This is a genomic window from Prevotellamassilia timonensis (genome assembly GCF_900106785.1).
In the GTDB taxonomy this organism is placed as follows: Bacteria; Bacteroidota; Bacteroidia; order Bacteroidales; family Bacteroidaceae; genus Alloprevotella; species Alloprevotella timonensis.
Genome location: NZ_LT629839.1, coordinates 145,754 through 164,041 on the forward strand (window position 1 = coordinate 145,754; position 18,288 = coordinate 164,041).

Consider the following 18,288-nt stretch of genomic DNA (forward strand, 5'->3'; position numbering starts at 1 on the left):
AACCCGTTGGCGGGGACAGGAGTTGGAAAATCCAACGCTTGTCCCCGCCAACGGGTTTTAGAAGTAGTATGATATAGAAGTGGCAAGATAATCGTTGTCGAGATGTCGCTTGTTGCCGAGGTCGGCTTTGTAGTAAAAGGACCAGTCCCAATGTTTCCAGGCAATGCCAATACCGCACGAAGCAGCAAATTCGTTTTCGATAGACTTGTCTCGCACAGCATTGAAATAGCCCGTGGCATCAACAAAAAGTTTGGCATTTTTACTGATATTGCACACATTGACCTTAAGCTTGGCAAAGAGTGGCAGGTGGAAACAGGTTTTCGACTCATCGTTGTAACCATACCAAACGGTATATCCCACAAGCCCGATCTTGGCGCCCAGCAGGAATTGTACGGGAGTATTATAATTGCCAAATTTCAGACCAAGTCCAACATTATAGAACCATACAATGTCAAGGTCGTTGTCAGTGTCATCATAGCATGACGGATTAAAGCCGACGTCCATCCATTCAAGGCCAAACTGAATGATGTTGCCGTTGGCACGCCGCGCGGCCATTCTGTTGCGTTTGCAGTACAGCTTGTAGTTCTTCTTTTGCCAGTCAATGTAGCGTTGCACAGCCTGTCGTGTGGAGGAGTCTTTGGCATAGCTCAAGGCTTCAGCTCCTGCGCTGTCGTAGGAATATATGGTTATGGACTGTGCTATGGCCAATGCCAGCAGGTTTGATATCTCTTTGCTGTAACAGCTGTAGGGGTAGTTTGTCAGAAAAGCTCTGAGTGCCCCTTCAGTGTTTCTGTTGCGTGCCGATGTGTAGTCAACATACTCCTGTGCTTGTTTGTAGCAGGGCTGGCTCGCAGGCGACAAGTCTTGCTCCCCGCCCGCCAGGTTGAACTCATTCAGAGCCTGTTCATATTGTTGCAGTCTGAAGTGTGCCAGGCCGTCAAGCTCGTGTATGCGCCTGTACGCATCAGCCACGCATGAGGCATCGGGGTACTTTGATATGAATGCGTAGATGTCAGACTTTTGGGCCGACAATTTTATCGCGTTCCATGCTGCAGCCGCTTCCAAATTGTTGATAGTGCTGCGCGCCTGCTGTTCAAAAAAACGGAATTGCGACATTCGCAAGTATTCCTGGCAGGCCGCTATGGTGTTAGCCTCTTTTGCTTTATCCCATAGTTTGAAGTCAGCTATGCGGTTTTGTACATCGGCGACATATTTGCCTTTAGGGTAACGTTCCAGATATTTTTCGAGAGCGTCACGTGTGGCAGTTTTGCACGCAGTTTCGTAACACTTCCTTTCTGCTGCTTGCTGTTTCGCAATTTCTTCTTTCTTCTGGTTGATATATTTCCTCAGGGGTGTTTGTGTCACCGTCACCTTGCGGGGTTTCGGGCGGTGTCGGGACCTGATGGTGTTTTGGGCGTATGCCATGTTGCAGGCGCATAGCAAGCAGACGATGTGCAGCAGCCGTGTGAGTTGTGTCATAAGTCGTTAGTTGTGTCAAGGCAATCTTGCAATTCCTTCTTGATGGTTCCGAATTTGAGCTGGCTGCGATCGCCCTTAAAGTTTCTCAGTACAGCCTCCACTTCGCACAACCTCTTGCCGAACCAAGTGCCCTTCCAGTCACTGTATTGCTTGTAGTTGATGTAGGCCGGCAAGTTGTGCAGTTTGCGCAGCTGCTCGTCAGCGTTCTTGGCAAAGGGGTTATCTAACATCTTCTCAGCTGACGTGATGAAGTCGAGCAGCTGCTTTATGTCAGCTTGATAAGATTTGAGCAACTTATAGTTTACAGAGTGCTGTGTTATAATATCCTTGTCCGTAACAGCCTCGAAAGCAGGTATGGCCAATTTCTCTACGCTGTAAGCCTCGTAGGGTATGTAAAGGAAATTTGAGGCAATGTTGAACAGACAGACATTAGCCTTTCTCTGTGCCTGCTGCAGTTCGCCACATTTGAGTTTGAATGTGGCACATTCGGTGCGTGCCGTTTGCAGTTGGGCCGCCAGTGCCGAGTCATTCTTGACTGTTTTGCTGTATTGGGACAGTAACGCCTTGTAGGCGGTCATGGCACTGTCCCGTTCGCTTTTCAACTTTTCGAGGTCGCGCATGCTGATTTTAATTTCCACTTCATTGTCAGCGTGCGCAGTAGAGTCCGCCTTGTTTTGGGCGAGTGCAGGTGCTGTCGCAGCAAGTGCGAGCAGCGGCATAATGTGCTTCAACATTTTTTGGGGGGAGTGTTAGTAATTATAGTAGTTAGTAGCCTCATCGTAATAATTGCGTGCCCTGTTCCACAGATTGTCGGTGCTGCGCTTTGAGCCGTACAGTGCCTTAGCCTGCTCGTCGTACTGGTTGACAGCCCGTTCAACGGTGGGCACTAATGAGTTCTCGTAATACTGCTGCGTCACAAAGCGGTAGTTGGCCAGTTTTTCAACCATGCCTGCCGCATAGTTGTAGTGCGCTGCGGCAATGCGCGGTCGCACACCGTTAAGCGCATTCATCAGATTGGTGCAGTTCGACAGATAAGGGTCGTTGGCCAGCTGTCGCGCCCGGTCTATGGTGCTGCGTGCTGCGGCAATGCCCCTGAACCCGCTTGCGCGGCTCACGGCACACGCCTGCTTGTAGTTGCCAATGATGTTAACTATCAGCGCCAGCGAGTCGGCCGTCGACCGCTTCAGCGCACTCGAATGGTCAATATGCTTTATGCCTCTCAGTTTGGCCACCACCGCAAGCATGTGGCTCTGGTCGTCGGTGTGCCACACGCTTTGGCGGAATTTGCCGAATGCACTGTCAAGAAACGCGGGCGCATAGATGGCCAGCAGTTTGTCAATAGCAGCATTGGCCGCCTCGTCCTCCACCTTGCCCTCGGTGGCGTAAATGCGTATTTTGCTCTGGGCGTCAGGTAGTATGGAGTCCATGCCAGCCAGGTCTGCGTTGGCCATTGCGTTGCAGCAGTTGTCAATCTGCTTGGCATATTGGTTGACAGCTTTGGTGGCCATGGGTGGAGCCACCTGCGTCTTGGCATAAAACATGACACCCCCTATGGCAAGCGCAATGGCTACGATGAGTATGATTATTTTGATTGTTACTTTCATTTTCTTTAGAGTTGAATGACGTGTTGGTGGGATAACGGGGTGCTGCCCTGAAATCCGCCAACACGTTCTGCTGTATTATTTTTTTATACTACCGCGTTTACCGTCTGTGCCGTCATTCTTACCAGCCCCACTTTTATCAGTTGCCTTTTTGGCATTCTTTTTCGCCGGCTTCTTATTTTGGGCGCTGGCCGGCCTTATGGTCTGGCCTTTGCTGTGACTTCGTGGGCTGGCTGGTGCCGGATCAGGGGCTGGGGCCTGCGTTGGCACATCATTCTGTTGGGGAACTGATGGCGTTGTCTGGCTTTGGGGCGTTGCGGTATTGGTAATGCTGTTAATGTAGTTGTTGATGTTTATCTGCTTGTCATCTTTGGTATTGTACTTACCGTCATGCGTGCCGGGGCGGCTGTCGGCAGGTATTTGCTCGAGCGCTTCCACAATTTTGCCCAGCTTGTCATTGTTCAGTGTGGCATTCCTGTCTTTTATCTTGTTAACCTCAAACTCGTTCAGTTCGTCGAACAACCCATGCGTGGCGTCAAATCGGTCAAGGCTGTCCTTGTGCCAGGTGTCATTGTTCTGCAGGTAGTTGAGAGCCTTTTGCGTGTCGGTGAGCGTGTCGTCCTCATCTTGCGTAGCTGTCACCCCCGCCGCCTGCTTGTCCACAAACTTGAATTCGCGGTCCATCACAAACACGTTCCAGCCCACATACAGCCCTACGGCCAGCAGGCACGCTCCGAACCCTATGCCAAAGTACATGATCTTTTGCAAAATGGCGCCGTATGACAGGTGGTTGACGTCTTTCTCCGAAATGTCGTCATCAGCCGAATAGCCCTTGATGGGCGATTTTGTCAAGCGACGTTGTGTCGTGAGGATATATTCCTCCTTGCTGCCCTCCAAGGCAAAGCGGTAATGGTGCAGCTTCTTTTCCAATTTGATGCCCTTATCGGAGGTGAGTCCTTTAAGCGTAACATCCTTGTCCTCATACTCATCAGCCTTGATGGTTATTTGGCATTCACCGCGTGTGGGCACGTATAATGTCCTGTTCTGTGGCAGCCTATTAAGCAAAACCTTAAAATTATCAATGGGGCTGCCATCAGAGCCATACACCTTGATATTGTCGCAGTGCACCTCTTTGTAAATGTCTTCTTTGGCATCAATCTTTATGCTATTCTGAAAGTCCTCCTCCTTGTCTGTCACCTTGGCCTTTTTGCTTATGGACTTGTAGCCCTCCTTCTTCCATTTTATGCACACATCAGCCCCGTCTGGATATTCCACAGCTTTGGTAAAGGGCACGTCCTCCCTCGCCACAACGATGTATGGCTCAAAGCCTTCCTGCGATTTAGGTGCCTGCAGGGTGCGCACCTTTTTGAGCTCAGCCCCTAATTCCTCGAAGTCGTTGCCGAAGCCAACCGACTGGTTGAGCAAGAATATGCCTTTGTACTTGGCATACTCATGTTGTGCAATATTATTGCCAAACAGTTCTTTCAGCGTAAAGTTAGAGAGTCGCCTTACGCCGTACTTGCTGGCCTTGGGGGCAGAACAGATGGTGCTGACGGCGGGCACCAGTACACCCTTGTCCTGGTACGTCTTGTCGGCTATTTCGTCAAAGATAGGATTGCTCTTAAAATTGCCAGTCTTTGCGACCTCCTTTATTCGCTCAATAACTTCGACAGTCTCTGCGCTCGATATGTTGCACGCGGCGGGCACATGCACCCACACCGTGGCGTTGTCGGCGTCGCGAGCGCGGTCGGAAAATACTAATGCCAGCAAATAGCCCTTCTCGCCTAAAAACTCGACGTAGATGGCAGGCTCGGTGTCGTCTTTGCTGAAGGTGAGACCGTTCATCGGTTTTCTCAATTCGTGAATAGAATTGGCCCAACTTTGTTCCTTGTTACTTTGAAATATTTCTTGATTTCCTTGGTTGGCTGCTTGAATAACTATGCCTAACTTGTGTTCCATGATTTTTATCCTCTAAATATTTTACCAATAATACCTAACTTGCCACCGTGGTTGCTCGCCGAATGCTTAAGCATGATGTCCACCACATTTTCGGCAGGCTTGGTGTCGAATTTGCAGTAGTCCTGAAAGCATACCTTGCCTAACGAGAATGCCACAATTTCAACCTTCTTGCCGTTAATCTCGTTGTCTTCGCATATCTTGTTCAACCTGTTGTAAAAGCCCTTGTATTTGTCCTTTACATATTGGGTGATGGCATCGCGCGTGACGTGTTTCATCTTGTCCACCTTGGTCACCATGATAAATATGGCGTCAGTCTCTTTCTTGAAGATGCCCGTATCCTTGATGTACGACAATGCACCTTCAAGGAAAACGGGTTGGCGGTAACCATCGTAAATGCGGTCCTCGCCGCCATATTCAATCACAAAAAAGTGTATCTTGCGGTTGGTCGAGCGGTTGTCTATCAGCACATTGGTCATAGTGTCGAGCATGTTCAGATGGATGTCTGTCAGTGGCATGTTGGCATTGCTCTTGAACATGCAGCTCATCAGCTCGCCAGCCATGTCAATGCAGGTGATGGGGTGCGTGCGGTTGTCATTGTCAGTCAGGTCAAATCCCATTTCGTAAAAAGCATCAATCGGCGTGCCGCCCAACAGCGTGCCCACCTCGCCGTTCTGCGGGAAATGGTTCATCAGGTAAGTCATGTAGCCATAGCCCTGCGAGGCTGTGTCGGCGTCCATCACCTTGGCCACCTTGCCGCTGCCGGCCACACTCAGTATGGCCCCCAAGGCACAGCTCTTGCCCGATGAGGGGATGCCCCAAAAGTACACCTCGGTGCTCTGCTTGTGTATGCGGTCCAAACTGCGGGTGTAGGTATAACTTTCGGTCTGCTTGCCATTTTGCATGGCCTTGATAAACTGCTTGTCAATGCCTATGCCATACAGGTCGGCAATGGTAATGAGGTGTTCGTTGTCTATCAAGTACTTGACAGTCGATGCATTCAGCAGGTTGCAGTCCTCCCTCAGTTTGTTAAGGAACTCCGCTTTGGTGGCATAGCGTTTTTTTATGTAGTACCTTATTTTGTTGGCAATGTTGGGATCCTTATATAAGGCAGTGGTACCTACTTCGTTCAGAATTTGCTTGATCTCGTCAATCAGCGTGTCAATGTCATAGTCCATGATGCTGTCAAGCAGCAGATCGTTTATGCGCTGGTTGGCCTCCGCTGCATGCACGCTGTCAGGATTGTTAGTCACAAAGTCGTTCAGCGCGTCAATGTCGTTCTTGTCAAGCGCGTCCCAATCGTTCTCTGCGCTCTCCTGAGCCGCGGCATCGGCTTGTTCACGTTCAATCTGCGCCTTCAGCGCACGGGCCTCTGGGCGGAACTTGCCTTCGGCAAAGGTGTCCAAGTAGTGCTGCACCGCCTCAATGGTGTGCGCGGCCTGTGCGCTGGCCCATTCGTCATCGTCGCCATGCTCAAGCATACGCTTCAGTTCCTGGCGCACCTTGGGGCTGAACTCGCCATTGGTGTCGTTGCACAGTTCGTCAAAGGTGACAAGCCCCTTGTTTATAAAGCCGTACAGGTTCTCGGCCTTATAGCCTGCCACGTTATCTAATATGTAATCTTTTGTTGGCATATAGTGTGTTGTGATGTATGTTACTCTTTAGGGTTCTTGCCATACTTGTTGTCACCGATGGTGCCGCGTTCAAATAGCAAGGCAAAGACGTAGAAGGGAATAAGCTGGCTCCAGCCCGAATGCCCCACATCGTGGCACCGCTTGCAGTTTTGGGCAATGAAGAACCAATAGAATGGTATGGAGATAATCAATAATATCGTAAGATAGCCTTGATACTCAGCGCTTGATACGTCGCCGTAAGCGTATTTGTAAATGATATCATCAGATACTATCTGGCTAATTACTATAAAGACAAAATATATGATGAACGACAGCCCATACTCGAGCCTGCGTATGCGCCCCTTGAATGAGAATGGGTTGCGGAACATTCCCTTACTGTCAGTCTGCGGCTCTGCATGGTCCGCAAGCGCGCTCTGAGGCTGAGGCTCTGCAGCAGGTTCGGCAACGGGCGCAACGGGCGGTGCAACGGCAACCGTGTTCGTTGGCACACTCTGGGGCTGAGGCTCAACGGCAGGCTCGGGCGGTGCGGCCAAAATGGTCTCAACCCTTTTTCGGAGCAAAGGCGTGAAAGCCCCTTCTGTGCCTTTCTCTAACTCATAAATCGTTACAACTCCGCTACGTACCGCCTCGGCTATCTCGCTGGCAGAGTACTGTTGTAGGTCTTTGAGCAATTTCTTCTTCTGTATCATGATATATTATGGGCAATGTGGTGTTAAAAGGTTCCACTAAATATGTCGTCGTTGTCGTTTGCATGATTGTTTGCGGGGGCTGGTTGTGTCGGTTTGCGCCCTTTGCTCTGCCTTTGTGGCGTAAGCGAGCTGCCGCGTCCACGATGCTTGCCCCCGGGCAGCAGCGTGTAGTAGCCCTTGGCCTTTTCGTTGCGCCGCTGCAACAGGTAGGGGAATAGCAGCATGGCATACAGCAGCACACCGCTCCATACGGTGGCCATACACACACCCTCGTCGGCTTTGGTGTAGATGCTGCTCAGTTGCTTCAGGCTTTGCTGCGCTTCATCGTATGATTGGTCGGCCTCGCTGTAAGGCATTACCTCTTGTCCCGTGGCCGTTTCATTGCTCAGCACAGGGGTTGACACTTCGTTCAATTTGTTGTGCCAACCCTCAATGGCCGACGAAATGAGCTTGACGTTGCCCACGAGGAAGGCATTCCACACGCTCACCCCCTGTTCGGCCTTGTCAATCCAGGCCGTGGCCGACTGCCGCAAGCTGTCGGTGTTCTCCGATAGCAGCTGCAGCCTGAGAGCCTCAATGTAGTTGGCTTTCACCATGGCGTCGTTCGTGCCGTCAAGGCCCGCCTTGGCGCTTACAGCGTGGTATAGCACCTTTTGGCTGCTGATGGTGTTGAGCGTGGCCTCGTACTGGGCTATGCGGTTGTTGGCATACTGGTCGTAGCCGTCAAACATCTGCCGCGTTTTGCCAATCGACTGCTCAAACTCTGTTTCAATCTGCTCGCGTTCGCCAAAAACAGTCCAAAAGTGGTTGGCAGGCATCAGTGCCCATATAAGGGCCACAGGGCAGAGTATTATAAGCACGCGTTCTGCCATGATGCAACGTCCAAACTTGTGGTCGCTGCCCTTGCACATTTGCGCGCCAATAAAGGTGCCAAGCAGCACCACGTCAATGCAACATACCTTGACGGCGGCAGCACCAAAGTTGCCGCCATTTTGGTAAAATGCACCCATATAGGCCACGTAACTGGCAAATATCAGTGCTGTAAAGGCTATGATGTGGCCCCACGAAAACTTTAGCGTCTGGTTCCACGAATATTGGTTGTTCATTTTATTAGCCATGGTTGTTATTTGTGTGGTAAGAGTTTCTCAAGTTCTTCAATCTTTTGTTTGTAAGCCGCAATCTTGCGCCTGATGGCATCGTAGTCCGTGCCGCCTGCGGGCTGGGGCGTTGCAGCGGTGGGCGGGGGCATGTTGCCAGCAGGGCTTGCAATGGGGTTGGCCTGTGAACTGCCGCCAGCCCCCGCCCCGCCAGGCACAGGTGTGATAGCTCGCTCGGCCGGTGCACTGAAATTGCCCTGTCTTACCGCCTCAAGCGCCTTGTCAACCAGCACCATGGGGGGAATGTTGCCGTACACAGCAGCCCCCGTGCGGTAAAGCACGTTGCGTGCCTGAGCCACCGTAAGGTCCTTTTTGAGCGATTTCATCAGTGCAATGGTGCCCGTCACAATGGGGGCAGCCATGCTCGTGCCGTCAAGCATCTTAAAGGTGTTGACAGGGAAGGCACTGCAAATGCCCTTGCCTGGAGCCGATATGTCTGAACCTGGGCCGTAGTTGGTGAATGAGGTGGGACACAGTCGGGGGTCGACAGCCGTGACCACTATTGATGAGGCATTGCGGTTCTCGGGCGGAATGCTGGTGAGTATGTCGTCATTGCCTGCTGCAAACACCAATATGGCGCGCTTGCGGGCTGCAAGTTGGCACACACGCGCCCAAAGCAGCGCCACATTGCGAAACTGTGTGCGCGCTATTTCGGCCTGCTGCTCAACGGGCAGCACATTCAGCCCCTTAAACGACGGGCCTATCGATATGTTTACCACATCGGCATTGTGGTGCAGCGCATACATCACACCGGCCACCAGGGCCGACAACGGGCATCGTTTGTTGTCAAACACCTGAATGGGCATAATCTGACACCCTGGGGCCACGCCCGAGGCGCCTCTGTTATAATAGTCGGCACTTCCCGCTGCCAGTGCAGCGGTGTGTGTGCCATGTCCTTCGCCCATGCTCAGCGTGTTGTTCTGCGTAAACACGTTGTAGGCGTCAACTATCCGTCCCCTGAACATGGGGTGCCCAGCCTGAATGCTGTCGTCTACGATGGCCACTTTGACGTTGGCACTGCCCTTGGTACAGGCCCACCCTTGTTTAAGGTGAATGGCGCCAAGGTGCCAGCCGGCCGGCTCAGACTGGGTGCTCGCCTGGCCGTTTAGTTCGTACACCTCCTCGTCAAACACAATAAACTTGTGCCCTGGTATGCGGCGGTTGATTGTTTGGCGGATATGGTTCCGTTCGGCTTCGGGCACTTGTATAACAAGCAGTTTCACCTCCTTGTCATAGCCAATAATGCCGTATTGCTCGCCAGGGTAAGCGCGCTTAAAGTCGCGTGCAAGGGCCTCTACATTGTCGTTCTCCTCCTCCATAAACAGGAACAGGCGGTTGGCCATGATGCTCGGGGCTCCGGGCTGCTCAACAATGGGCGGTTCGCTGCCCCCCTCGCCCATGACGGGGGCCACAATCATTTCGTCGTCGGGCAACTGGCCGTCGTCGCCCGTCACGGGGCGGGCATAGCCGTTGTCGTCCACCATGCTGCCGTCGGCACGCGTCAGGGTGTCGGCAGGCACCACACCATTTACGGGGGTATGGTGGCCAGTGCAACCCTCGCACCCCTTGAGCACCCCAATGAGCAACAGCCCAAGCAGCAGGGCAAGCAGCAGCCACAGCAGCCATTTCAAGCAACCGCTGCCGGTGAGCCACAACCACCATCGCTTATACCATGGCACCACCCTCTCGTATTGTGCTACAAACACCTTGTCGCCATCAACCGCGACATTGATTGGCGAACTGCTCCACCCCGTAAAGCGGTAGCCTTTGTGGGGCGTGACAGCAGGCACCTCATTGCTGCCAATGGTGCTGCCAGCGGTTTTGTGCAGTGTGGCAGGCCCGTTCAGCGTGCCATGCTCGCCAGCCTCAAATCGGCAGTTGTAGCAAGTGTTCTCTTCCTCATCGTCCGCCCCATCATTCTCCTCTTCGGCATCGGGCGCACAATCTTCAGCATGCGGTGGCACAGGGGGCGGACATTGGTCGTACTGGGCAGTAAAGGCCATGTCGGCATTCACCACCTGTCCCACAGGCATGTCGGGTAACCAACCAGTCAGGGTCCAGCCCTCGTGAACTGTCACCTGCGGCACCTCTGTTTCGGTCAGCGTGGTGCCCCCTGCCAAGCTTACGGTTCTGTCAAGTGGTGCAATGGAACCATGTGCGCCGGCATCGAACCTAACCTTGAACTTTTTCACATAGTCATAGTCGTGAATAACTGTGCCAATCACCTTGTGCCGGTGTGTGGCGGGCTTCATGCCCCATGCCACAAGGTACACCTTTCCGTCGCCGCAGTACACCTGTCCAGAGTCCGCATATTTGATGGCACCGGCCATTATTTGCAGATCGTCGCCGTCCAGTTCCGAAGCGGCCATTTTATATGCCTCGACGGTGTGTTTGAGCAGTTCTTGATATTCGTCAAGCTCTTGGCCCGACAGTTCGCTCAAGCGGGTGGGGCGTTCGTCCCATTGATCCACGTACCAGCATATTTGATCGCTGTCCTCCAAGTAGTCGGGCGTGGCAAGAAAGTGCCAAAGGTGCTGAGGCACAACCTTTTTTACCACGCTCAACACGCTGTCGTACCTCCTGTATAGTGGGTCATGCCCTATGCCTTGAAAATCGGTAAAGTCGTTCACCTCCGTGTAGCACAACCTTTGCTTGCCACGAAATGTGTGTGCTGCCATATATCTTCTTTTGTTTGTTAATCATTATGCGTACCATACAGTTTGCTGCAACTGTCAATGATGCGCTTAATCTGCGCGTTGGCCACAGGGTCGGTGTGCGATATGTCACTGGCATATAGCAGGCCGATGGTCACCAGGTTCTCCCAACGCTGAAAATTGTCCCAAAGCGGCAGTTGCGTGAGTGTGTGCTTGTCCACATGGCTGATGTCTGAGGCCGCGTCAAATGCCCTCAGCGTCTGCAGCAGTGGTTGTGGCTTGCGACTTACAGTCCATGCAGCAGGGCTGAGGTCAACTTTGATATGGCACGTCTCTGCCTTGGCGCGTATGGCATCGGCCTCGCTGTCGCTGATGTAGCTGCGTCCTGCGGTACTCACAAAGTTGTTCAGCGTGAGCGCGGCATAGTCCGCTATGGCATTGAGTTGCTCGTCAGGGCTGAACACATTGCAGTAGTGCCCAATCCGTTCGGCCAGCACATTTCTCAACTTCATCTTTTTGAGCAGCGAGGCAAGCATGAACACCACTTCATCGGCATGGGGCAGCATAGGCTCAAGCATCTTGACCTGGCTGTTGATGTAGCCCGTCCAATAATCTACTATGTGCTTGGCCACTACATCGGCCACGGTGGTCAGGGTCTCTGTCTGGCTCTCCACCACCTCGTCCACCGTGCAGCCGCGGGCCTTCAGAGCCTGTTCGAGCTGAGCCGTGTCACAGCCAAAATACTCGCACAGTTTGCGCACATTGTCGGCCTTGTTGCCAGTGGGGTCAATGTCAACCTGCTTGCGCACAAAGTTCACCATCGAAAAGTCCCGGGGCGTGTCGGCGTGGCATATAATAATGTCGTAGGCTATGTCGCGAAGGTCGCTTACCGGCACCATCAAACTGTCAATGATACGCCCAAACACCTCGGGCCGCTCACCCACACTCAGTATTAGCGACAACCTTATGTCACTGGCTATTTGCTTTACCTTCAGATTCTTGGCCTCCTTGTCCTCTGGCTCAAAGTACACCGACAGGGCCTTGCACATCTCGTCCTTAATTTGGGCGAGCTGCGTACCATATTTCGTGCAGCGCGCAGCATCAAGCACACCGGCTATGGCGTCAAGATTGCGAATGATGGCCTTTGAACCGTCATTGTTGACTGTGGCCACATCATGCCACGTTTGCCCGGGGTTGGCAAAGTGACGTTTCACAAACTCATTGCGCATAAAGCTCTGCTTCAGATTGTCAAAGTAGTCGGGGTAGTCTTCAAAGGTATGCACACATTTTTCTTCACTCTTCACCACACCGTCGCTATAGCCGTCAAACACCCCGTTCTTGCCCGACCAATAAAAGTCGCGCAGCGGATAGATGTTCTGGAATGCCGCCGTCTTGAACAGCCCCCCTGGCTTAACCCAGTGGTCAAGCCATGTGTCGGGCTTGATTATTTCAGGAAACACCGTGTCAAAGCGGTTCCAGTGGGCGTCAAGCTTGTCCGGGTTCGACACATTGTCGGTCTTGGTCCTTTCAAGGTCGATGTTGAACTTAGTGGCTATCATGAACAGTGGCGCAATGCCGTTGGTGCTGTTCAGCATGTGTGCACGCTCCTCGGGGGTGGCGCCTATGTTGTCTTCAATCCAACTATTAATGGTCTCGCCAATAGTAGCCTCGGCTTTTTGGTCGTTGTGGTGGCAGAACAGCACACTGCTGATGCGCAGCGAACGCGAATACTTGTTGAAAAGGTACGCCACCTTGCCGCGACGCAGCATCTTGGGCAACACTGAGCCTATCTCGCGCTCCTTATATTTCTCGCGCGAGCGCGCGCCAGGAAAGTCAAGCAAGTCAAGCTTGTGCAAAAAACGACGATCCTCAGCCAGCTCGGCCGGCAGCTCAAAGGTGAGTTCGGCAGCCAGGGCCGAAAGGTTGCCCTTGTGAAAATCGCGCGCCAACACATTGCCTCGTGCATCATATACATCGGTGTAGATCTCGTCATGACCTGTGTCGGAGTGTATGCCACACACCGTGTCAAGCCACTCAATTTTGAGCAGCGTGCCCTTGTCGCGCAGCACAGCTGCAAACGGCACATACACGTCCGTTTCAAAATCAAGTTTCTTATACTCGTTTATCAGCACACCGAACAGGTGGTTTAGCTCTTTGTTACGGTTCCACAACAAGCCGAACACGTCCACCCACTTGTCGTAAGGCACATACTTTATCACCGGGGCCACCACCTTGCCAAAGTTCGACTGGTTCACTGCCCCGGCCGCATTGCCAGTCACGTCGTGCAGATAGTCCACAATGTCTTTCACATCGTCCTCGTCTATTTTGTCCTGCACAGCCACGCGCTTCGACCACAGAGCGCTCATCTCCTCTAATGCCTGGTTGATGTCGTCGTAGCGCAGCACATTGTCGGGGTCTATCTTGATATCGTTGTAGTAAGAGTCTGCTATAAGCAGAATGATGTCTACCACCGACAAGTTGCGCACACGCACGTAGTCGCGCATCAGAGGGTTACCCCCGTCCAGTGTGAAGCGTGTCACTACGCCAGTCGACTCAATTTTGGCATTGTTGCCACCGCTTGGGTTAATGTCGTCGATAAAGCTGTAAGCCTTGCCACCATTAGTAATGACAAACGGCGAATTGGGCGATGAAAGCAAACTGCTCATCAAGTATGACTTGCCCACCTGGCTTTCGCCATAGGCCGCCACCGAACACTTCTCCTCCAATGCCGCATATATGCGCTTGAGCCGGCGTCGCCAGTCCTTGAACGTGTTGCAGGGGAACGATTCTTTGCCGTGCTCCTTGGCCCACGCAATCGAGCCGTCAACCAAATCTATGTGTTGTCTTATATCTTGTAACATGATGAAACTACTTGTTAAAAGTCAAATGCTCCCGTGTCGAGCCAGTATTGCCCGTCAATGCCAAGGCTCTGAATGTGTACCTCCAAATTGCCCTCTGTCACATCGTTGTCGTTACGGTCCGTAATGGCAGTGATGCTAAGGTCCTCTTTGTTGTCTGCGTCGCGTTCAATGGTTATCCTGAACGGCATACGTTTCTTTAGCGTATCCACCGCCTCGCCCACAAGGCCGGCCACCTTGGCGTCGGTCGGACAACCCTCGTCGTTCAGCAGGGCCTTCTTCCTTATGCGGTCGGCCATCTTGTGACGGTTAAAGTCTATCGTATACAAGGCACGGCTTGGATACGAGTCCATACCAATCTGTCGCACATTGAGTGTCAGCGGAATGCTGCTCACTGTCAGGTCACCACAGCTCTTGTCGGGAGTAATCAAGTAGTCGATAGGCTGCCCGTCGCGCGAGGCTTCAATGTAGTTGACCGTCGACGTCAAGTGCTTGTCAAGCAAGTCAAGGTTGATGGAGAACTTGTCCAAATTAGAAAGTGCCGAAGCATAATGACCAATCACACCGCCCATGGCCACAATAGTCTTGGCATTCTTAACGTGGCCTGTATTCTCGCCAAAGGGGTACCAGTCGCCTACATAATAGTTGTTGAGCACAATGAGACGGTTGGGTGACACAGGGTAGTATTTCAAAAATATATCACGTATGGCCGGGAGCGATGCCGGACGCCCCGAAAGCAGCACCACATCGCAGGCGTACGAAAACATAATGGTGGCCACCTTCTTGAGCAAGGGCTCAAACTCCTTGTGCACAATTTGTTGCACCGCTTCACTGTCGTACTGCCACGACAACTCGGTCACATCTATGCCCATACGTTCAGCAAAACCATTTATTACCATCGCGTTAGGTGGGCATTCTGCAAATACATCGGCATATTTCACAACACAATTCTTGCTGCCTTCCTTCATCAATTCAAGAAAGTGGCACATCAGCGGCATCGAATACTGAATGTTAAAGTCCCTGCGAAGCATTCTGTCGGCTACTGTCTGACCATTGTAGTCCTTGCCAAAGAAGTCCTTCATCTTTTGACGATACTGCTTGTCCGTAAGGCCCTCCAACTTCTTCCTGAACGCACTCTCCGGGCCAAGTATCATGACATGTTTGACCAAGGCCTGCAACATGTCGTCGCCAGCAAAGTAATAGCTGTCGTAAAAGCGCGGGTCGGGTGTGATGGTGGTTACGTCTCCCTTAGTATAGGTGTATTTGCTCACCATCAAATCGGTAGTGCCGGCACCTATGTCGAGCGACCCAACCGTAATGCTTGGCTGCGTGTCGCCATCTTCCATCTTGCCATAAAGGCTGAAAAACTCGCTGCAGCAACCCTTGTACTTCTGACCGACCTCGCCATACATATACACCAACTGCGCACAGGTGGCCTCGTCGTAGTACCATGCACGTTCGCCACTTCTTGGTGTGACTGCAGGCACTATCTCAACCGATTTGCCCGGAGTGGTGTTGTCTGCAGGATCATCGTATCCAAAGTTTTCAAGCAGCACAACCGCATCTTTGGCGCATTGCACAAGCGCGTCGCGCTCCACTCCCGACATGGCAGTGGGGCATGTTACTACCACGCGGCGTATACGACGCGGCACTGAAGGCTTGCCAAATCCGTTGCGCACCGAACGGTACGACTCGCTATTTATCTGCGTGCGTGCTTGTACCAGCATTTCCAAAAAGGCAAAAGTCATCAGTGAGCGGCGAGAGTAATGGAACGAACTCCCGCCATGGCCGCCTAAGTCAAGTTGGCCGTCACGCTTCAGCTGGTTGGTAATGCCGCGCAAGTTCAGTATGTGGCTGTCAGGTTCGCCGTCAAGCACCATAAATTTCCATTCTTCCTTGTTCGGACGCCAGTCCCACAAATAGCGTTTGGGACTCGAGTAGGTCGATAGCGATTCTGCATCACCCGTGCTTAAATGTATGAGTGTGTTGGCCTCCTCGCCAAGGCGCACCAAACTGGGGTATACAAACTGACGGCTGTCTTTCATGCCAAAATCACCAAAACTGGCCTTACGAAAGGCCAAACGCATGTCAAAAGGCTTGTCATGCTTGTTCACAGCAAGGCCATCGTCTGTTTCAACCACCAAATTGGTATAATCCGTCAGCTCAAGTTGCCGCACTTGGTTGAAATTGGCATGGTCCTCAATAAGCAGTGCAGTGGTGCGCGAGTTGCCAATGTCAACCACCATGTCCACGTCCTTCACCTCCACATCTGTGTCTTTGTACAGCTTTATTCGGGGCAAAGCTCCTTTTTGCGCAAGATAGTTAATCAAAAATGCATACGAGGCTATGTAAGATGTGCGGCGCACGCGAGTGCCTTTTAATTGCTGCACCTGTTGTACATCGGGGTGAACCAAATGCAACAAATAAGTGTCCACATAGTTGCAGCTATTATCGGGCGAGCAATAATCCATCACCATAAACTCGTTACTGCACAACTCAAAGTCCATGTCATTCTTAAAGGCGTCCGGAAACACCGGGCACTCCATGTAGCCATCCTCCTCGTAGCACGCTCGCGTGTCAAACGCAAGCACCACGTTGTAATGCTTTATACCTTTGTCCTCACCAGCAGGCAGCAACTTCATGCGGGCCCAATTAAACGGACCAAACTCAAAACGCTTGGCTGTACGCTTGAAAAAGTATGGCAGCGGAAGCCACACTCCCTCGAAACACGCTAAATCGTTGCTGCGGTCTGAAAAACTCATGCAGTAGATTTCACCCTCCACACCATTACAATTATCATCATCAATCCTGAGCGGCATGATACCGTCAAGTTTCAAGTCGTTCACATCTATCTCTGCAGTCGAGTCATTCAAATATCCACCCCTAAACAGTTCCTGCTTGTTATAGTAATAGCAAGCGTCCTCTGTGCGCAGTTCATGTACTGGCGCGAGCAGCCATTCGCCTTGAGCTGTGTCATGCCATTCATGATACCACATCTTAAATTTATCCTGGGTGTTTATGTCTAACGATAGCGTAATAACTTGAATGCCCGAATTGGCAATCAGTGAGTGCTCTTGTGCCATATATAAAATCTAAAGTTATACCATATATGTCTCTGTAAATGCCCTAAGTCTGTTGATACGAATGGTGTAGTGCCAGTGTCAGATTTTAAGGTCGAAGCGTGGACGCAATGAGTTATGTGTGCCGAAACCAAAACTTATTGACTGATACCCTACATTATATAAACAAAATTTGAGCATATACTTTACACGTTGACTGAATTGGTTAACAAACCAATAAGTTAATGGATAAACGAGTCGATTCCTATTTTTGCAAAGTCTGCAATCTCTATTTATTATCAACAGATTGAAAGAGTCGGTATATCCTCTCATTATCCCGTTAGCTTTACTGCTCGAAAACTAATTCTGACAAAATGTATGCAAATGTAATTGTTTAGGAATTACCCCCCATTTTATACAAACATTAACACGGAGAATAATGTTGTATGTGTATTTGAGATAAACGCCATGACCAACACTTCATTCAGAGATAGCAGTTGTCAAAATGCTTGACTCCCCAAAAGCCCAATCGCGTAGCAGTGGAAGGATTTATTCCACGTCATAATGTCACTCCACACTTGCACGCCAAGGTTGCCATTCTGCAAATACACAAATATTGCACATATATATATATAATAATATACGCGCGAGGCCGTAGTATTATATATATGTATGAGCCCACCCCCTCCATGCCCAACCGCCCATCATGTTTCTACCCTCAGCCGCCCCGTCACAAAAACACCATCAAAACGCCCGTGCCACCTCGATTTTTTTCTCGGATTAGTACACAATCCGCTCCCCCGTAACAAAAAATCCGCCCTCCCGTAACAGAAAACCCCGCTTTGCGTCACCCCAAAAACAGTCCACCGCCCCCTCCGCTACGGCGTCCGCCCTTATGTCTCTTGAGGCCACCCGGACGTCAGTCCGTGGCCGCAGCCGCGCAGCGGCCTTATGTGTATCTTATGTAAATTAAGATGAGAATTTCCAATCACATGCCCACGAGATAAAAAAGGGACCGCAGCAAAACATAAATCAAGCCCGCTTCAGTTTCCTATATTGGCAAATGTTGCCAAAATCCCGTATATTTGTGGGAAAACAGGCTCTAACGCCTAATTAAATTAAAAGCTTATGAAAACTGTAGCAGGGCTTGATGTGCACAAAGATAGTGTATATCTCTGTATTTTGCGAGAAAACGGGGAGA

The 18,288-nt window shown here is 51.4% G+C and carries 10 protein-coding genes; all 10 read right to left on the reverse strand.

Annotated elements, in window-relative coordinates:
* Positions 1 to 57: 57 nt before the first annotated feature.
* Positions 58 to 1,479, reverse strand: a complete 1,422-nt coding sequence (locus BQ5453_RS01385) for an outer membrane protein assembly factor BamD (RefSeq protein WP_071121824.1) — start codon at positions 1,477 to 1,479, stop codon at positions 58 to 60.
* On the reverse strand, positions 1,476 to 2,213 hold the full coding sequence (locus tag BQ5453_RS01390) for a hypothetical protein (protein WP_071121825.1): 738 nt from the start codon (positions 2,211 to 2,213) through the stop codon (positions 1,476 to 1,478). The genes BQ5453_RS01385 and BQ5453_RS01390 overlap by 4 nt, the downstream gene beginning before the upstream one ends.
* A gap of 15 nt (positions 2,214 to 2,228) precedes the next feature.
* A complete protein-coding gene (locus BQ5453_RS01395; RefSeq protein WP_071121826.1) occupies positions 2,229 to 3,083 on the reverse strand; it encodes a hypothetical protein in 855 nt (284 codons plus the stop codon).
* A 75-nt stretch (positions 3,084 to 3,158) separates the two neighbouring features.
* Positions 3,159 to 5,039 carry a hypothetical protein gene (locus tag BQ5453_RS01400; RefSeq protein WP_071121827.1) on the reverse strand — a complete coding sequence of 627 codons (1,881 nt, stop codon included), beginning with the start codon at positions 5,037 to 5,039 and terminating at the stop codon, positions 3,159 to 3,161.
* Between the two features lie 5 nt (positions 5,040 to 5,044).
* Positions 5,045 to 6,670, reverse strand: a complete 1,626-nt coding sequence (locus tag BQ5453_RS01405; protein WP_071121828.1) for an outer membrane protein assembly factor BamD — start codon at positions 6,668 to 6,670, stop codon at positions 5,045 to 5,047.
* Between the two features lie 20 nt (positions 6,671 to 6,690).
* Positions 6,691 to 7,359 carry a DUF805 domain-containing protein gene (locus BQ5453_RS14415; protein WP_202614957.1) on the reverse strand — a complete coding sequence of 223 codons (669 nt, stop codon included), beginning with the start codon at positions 7,357 to 7,359 and terminating at the stop codon, positions 6,691 to 6,693.
* A gap of 23 nt (positions 7,360 to 7,382) precedes the next feature.
* Positions 7,383 to 8,477 carry a hypothetical protein gene (locus BQ5453_RS01415; RefSeq protein ID WP_143033246.1) on the reverse strand — a complete coding sequence of 365 codons (1,095 nt, stop codon included), beginning with the start codon at positions 8,475 to 8,477 and terminating at the stop codon, positions 7,383 to 7,385.
* A gap of 5 nt (positions 8,478 to 8,482) precedes the next feature.
* Positions 8,483 to 11,194: a S8 family peptidase gene (locus tag BQ5453_RS01420; RefSeq protein WP_071121830.1), complete on the reverse strand. Its 2,712-nt coding sequence runs from the start codon at positions 11,192 to 11,194 to the stop codon at positions 8,483 to 8,485.
* A gap of 17 nt (positions 11,195 to 11,211) precedes the next feature.
* Complete coding sequence (locus tag BQ5453_RS01425; protein ID WP_071121831.1) at positions 11,212 to 14,031, reverse strand: virulence factor SrfC family protein; 2,820 nt, start codon at positions 14,029 to 14,031, stop codon at positions 11,212 to 11,214.
* Positions 14,032 to 14,045: 14 nt separating this feature from the next.
* Positions 14,046 to 17,111, reverse strand: coding sequence for a virulence factor SrfB (locus BQ5453_RS01430; RefSeq protein WP_071121832.1), 3,066 nt, complete (start codon positions 17,109 to 17,111; stop codon positions 14,046 to 14,048).
* Between the last annotated feature and the right edge of the window lie 1,177 nt (positions 17,112 to 18,288).